The sequence below is a fragment of the Leptolyngbya sp. FACHB-711 genome, from assembly GCF_014695615.1.
Taxonomy (GTDB): domain Bacteria; phylum Cyanobacteriota; class Cyanobacteriia; order Elainellales; family Elainellaceae; genus Leptolyngbya_A.
This window is the reverse complement of sequence record NZ_JACJOR010000473.1, coordinates 1-4,201: the sequence shown is the minus strand read 5'-3', so window position 1 is coordinate 4,201 and position 4,201 is coordinate 1. Positions and strand designations below refer to the sequence as shown.

Here is a 4,201-nt window from a genome sequence, read left to right as displayed (position 1 = left end):
TACCGGAGCCAGCAGGTCATCGCCGGGAAAGTATTCAGCGTCTTCTCCCTGTGGGTTGCTGCCGTCGATAATGCGATCGATTAGCCAGAGGGTATCGGAGCATTTAATTTTGCGTCTCAGGATAGTTTTGAGAATAGCGTGATCAAGATTCGGGAAATATTTGCGAATGTCACACTGCAAGATGTAGCGATGGTTGCGGGTGAATTCGATGAAGCGTTTTAATGCTCGATGCGTCCCATAGCCCGATCGATTAGCATAGGTATCGTTGATAAAGGTTCGCTCGATGATGGGGACAATAATATTGCAGAGGGCGTGATGCACCACTCGATCGCGATAAGGTGCAGCGGAAATCAGGCGCGATTTGGGATCGCGAATTCTGAAGGTGCGATAGCCGCCAGGAGTGTAAGTTTTTTGATGCAGTTCTGACTGAAGCCGAAACAGTTCTTGCTCCAGGTTGTAGTTGAATTCCAGGACATTAGGACGATACCGCTTGCCTCGCTGTGCCTGTCGGGAAGCTTGCAGCAGATTTTCAAACGAAACCACTTGCGACCAGAGATTGCCGTACCGCTTCATGTGGCTTGCTGCTGACGTTGCTGCTTCATCCATCCTCCCAGATCAGTACCGATCGTATTGATGTGCTGGCTAACATATTCATAGCGACGATCGGATAGCAGTTGAAAGTCGAGTAGGAGCCGGGTCTGATGCCGCAGGATATCGAGTTGAGTATTGAGCGATTGCAATTTTGGTAGCTTTTCTTTGGCATAACGAGCCTGAATCAACCCCTCCAGCAGATCATACAATCCAGCAATAATCCGATCGCCCAGCATAAACTTGTGGTCGCGCGGCAGGCGATTGAGAATCGGGACGTACCATTTAATCAGGTCGTAGGTTTTTTGGATGATGGGTAGCTCTTGCATGGCGGGACGAGTGATGCGGTTCAGAAAATAACCTACTGTATCTTCTGTAGAAAATTTTGATCGCGCTTCGCGCGAAAGAAAGTGTAAAGAAAAAAGAGCAGAGGGCAAAAGGGCAAGAGAGCAAAGGGCTACAGAGTCCTCGGGGCAACACAAACTACACGAAAACCAATAAAGATGCTGCGGTCGTCGGGCGACCTGACGTAGCGATAGGCAGATCGACAACCCCTCGGATCGTCGTTCCAGGAACCGCCGCGTCTTACTCGACTTGCATTCTCATCTCCACTGATCCAGGCACTCCCATCTGTTGGAGCACCCTCATAGCTGCCATGCCAGTGATCCAAACACCACTCAAAAACGTTCCCGTGCAGATCACACAGCCCAAAGGCATTCGCAATCCCAAAATGGTCTACAGGAGTGGTTTCTTTGCGATATTCACCTTTCGGTCCACGACCATAGGAGCCTGACCATTTTCCATCAGGATCATCGGTACCATCATAATTGGCTAGATCAGTCGTAATGGTTTCACCAAAATGAAAAGGGGTGGTTGTTCCAGCACGACAGGCATACTCCCATTCTGCTTCGGTGGGTAGGCGATATTCTCGTTTGGTGTAGGCAGATAGCCGATCGCAAAACTCCACTGCATCGTACCAAGACACCTGCTCGACAGGGCGCTTGTCTCCCTTGAATCTAGAAGGATCTAGATTCAGTTCTCGATTCACTTGCGGTAATTGTGCTACAAATCGCCATTGGGCTTGAGTGATAGGATATTTGCCCATGAAAAAGGTGGGGACACTGACTTCGTGTTGAGGGCTTTCTGAAGGGGAGCGATCAACCTCATCTTCGGGTGAACCCATTAGAAAAGTGCCCGCCGGAATCAACATCATCTCGATCCCAATGTCTTCAATTAGCGGCTCAACAAAAAACTGAACGGACTGACGACGGCGTTGGAGTCTAAGATTAGGCTGCTGATTCTGAATAGTCGCCATAGCTCTGGATTGACCTTGAGGTTAAGAATTTCGATCGCGCTTCGCGCGAAGTGCAAAAGAAAAAAGGGCATAGGACTAAAGGGCAAGAGGGAAAAGGGCTACAGAGTCCTCGGGGCAACACAAACTACACGAAAACCAAAAGGGCTGTAGCGGGTGTCGGGCGAAAGGTCGGTGCGACAGGCAGAGCGACAAGACCACGGAGTGCCGTCCCAGGAACCGCCGCGTAGGACTCGACTTGCATTCTCATCTTCACTGATCCAGGCACTTCCATCTGTTGGCGCACCCTCATAGCTGTCATGCCAATGATCTAAACACCATTCCCACACATTCCCGTGCATGTCGGATAAGCCAAACGCATTGGCAATTCCAAAATGGTCTACAGGAGTCGTTTCTCCTCGTCTCTTACCTTGTGGACCATCGTTATATGTCCTAGAGCTATCATAGTTTGCCAGTTCAGGAGCAATCGTCTCGCCAAAGTGAAAGGGCGTTGTCGTTCCAGCACGACAGGCGTACTCCCATTCCACTTCAGTGGGCAGGCGATACTCTCGTCCTGTGTAGGCAGAAAGTCGATCGCAAAACTCTACTGCCTCATACCAAGACACTTGCTCGACAGGACGGTTGCCCCCTTTGAAATTGGAAGGATTTGGAGCAAGGTTTCGATTCACCTGTGGCAATCCGGATACAAATCGCCACTGGGATTGAGTAATGGGATACTTACTCATGAAGAAAGTGGGGACACTGACTTCGTGCTGGGGGCTTTCTGAAGGAGGGCGATCGACCTCGTCTTTAGGAGAACCCATCATAAATGTGCCTGCCGGAATAGAAACCATCTCAAGCGGAGACACTATTTCTAGCCGAGGGTCCGATCGCTCAACACTTTTTGAAGTGGCTTGTATCCGTTGCTGAATTAGATCACCCAATGGCTCGATCCACTGATAAGCCTGTTGTCGTTGCTTGCGAATCACCCAATTGCTTTGCCGTTCTGAACCTGAAAAGAAATTCCGAAGCCCTTGCAGAAGACCAGGTTGCTGTGCATCAGTTCTACGCTCGATCGTTGCTACCTCGAACTCAAATCGCTCCAGACCTTCAGGCTCAGATTCAACAATGATGGTGACGACTTCAACCTCTTGAGTTTGCACTGGTGGCAACTGGTTTTCTGGGGAGGATTCGTTCAACGGATCAACTAATTGAGCGGTGGTAAATTCCAGCACCTCTAAGTCTGGGAACGTTTGCTCTGTTTTTATAGGTTGAATCCAATCAGGATACACTTTCGCATCCTGCTCAACTAACTGAGCTAATTCCGCATAGTCTCCCCCCAGGCGGTAGAGTACCTCTGTCGCAATTTGAGCAAAAGGTAGAATGGCATCTTTCTCCTCCTGGCTCCAATCCGATCCTGGAGAAAGCAAGGCAGTAAAACTTTTGATTTCAAAGCCCAAGGTTCTGGCAATGCGCTGAGAAAGAGCTTCGAGTACGCCAAGGGTCTCGTCAAGCGGCGTAATTTTGTTCAGTAGCTCCCGCACCCCTTCTACAAAGTCATAGCGTGCTGAGGCATCAAGAGGAAGTTTCTCCGATCGAATTTCTTCCAGAAGTCCACTGCTATAGACCTCGGCAATGTGAACAGGCTGCACCGATGGCAGCAGTTCCTCCTGAATCAAATGCACGACAGGGAGTTCCACCGGAACAGCCGCCATCATGCTGGCTAGCTGTTGTGCGATGGGAGATGCGGTCGCTGCGAACAACTCCACTCGTTCCTTCGCTGATTTAGGGCGGATAACTGCCAGCGATCGATCCCGTTCTGGATCTTTTACCCAGGACAAATCAAATAAACGCGCTGGAGCCCGCTGACGACCTGCTGCCGCAACCACTAAAGCCCATTGCTTTAGAGCACCCACCGTCAACGTCACAATGGGTAGCGTCAATGCATCCGTCGGGGCGATATTGGGTTGAGAAAAAAGTTCTCTGATTTGTAATTTAGGGTTGGGAGCACCTGGAATTAAGGAGCTAACCTGCACTGCAAATCCTACATCCAGTTCGCTTTGATTCCATAAGCATTCAGGCAACAATTGCACGATCGCAGTTGGTTGATTCTGGCTCCAAAAAGCTAACCAATCATGGATCTGCCCCTGCCGCCACAACTGGGATCGACAATCACTCACAAATAGAATCAAACGCCGCCCAGAGGCATCAACTAGTTCTTTATAGCTTCGTAGCGGTACATCTTGTTCAGGATTTCCCTGTCGCTGCTTTTTAGACACCAGCTTCGGTTGTCCCGTGTCGGCCCCTTCAACAGACCAAGTT

The 4,201-nt window shown here is 49.9% G+C and carries 3 protein-coding genes and 1 pseudogene; all 4 read right to left on the bottom strand.

What is annotated here, in order from left to right; genetic code table 11:
• Nucleotides 1-606, bottom strand: a pseudogene (locus tag H6F80_RS21945) (RNA-dependent DNA polymerase); the annotation flags it as partial.
• On the bottom strand, nucleotides 570-917 hold the full coding sequence (gene avd / locus H6F80_RS21940; protein ID WP_190793658.1) for a diversity-generating retroelement protein Avd: 348 nt from the start codon (nucleotides 915-917) through the stop codon (nucleotides 570-572). The gene avd and the pseudogene H6F80_RS21945, both read right to left, overlap by 37 nt.
• Before the next feature lie 128 nt (nucleotides 918-1,045).
• Nucleotides 1,046-1,903, bottom strand: a complete 858-nt coding sequence (locus H6F80_RS21935) for a formylglycine-generating enzyme family protein (RefSeq protein WP_190793657.1) — start codon at nucleotides 1,901-1,903, stop codon at nucleotides 1,046-1,048.
• Nucleotides 1,904-2,001: 98 nt separating this feature from the next.
• On the bottom strand, nucleotides 2,002-4,201 hold a 2,200-nt coding region (locus H6F80_RS21930), incomplete at its 5' end, for a formylglycine-generating enzyme family protein (protein ID WP_242067508.1).

Coding starts and splice junctions, on each gene's coding strand:
- avd (WP_190793658.1), bottom strand. CDS start 917: ATGCAAGAGCTACCCATCATCCAAAAAACCTACGACCTGATTAAATGG.
- H6F80_RS21935 (WP_190793657.1), bottom strand. CDS start 1,903: ATGGCGACTATTCAGAATCAGCAGCCTAATCTTAGACTCCAACGCCGT.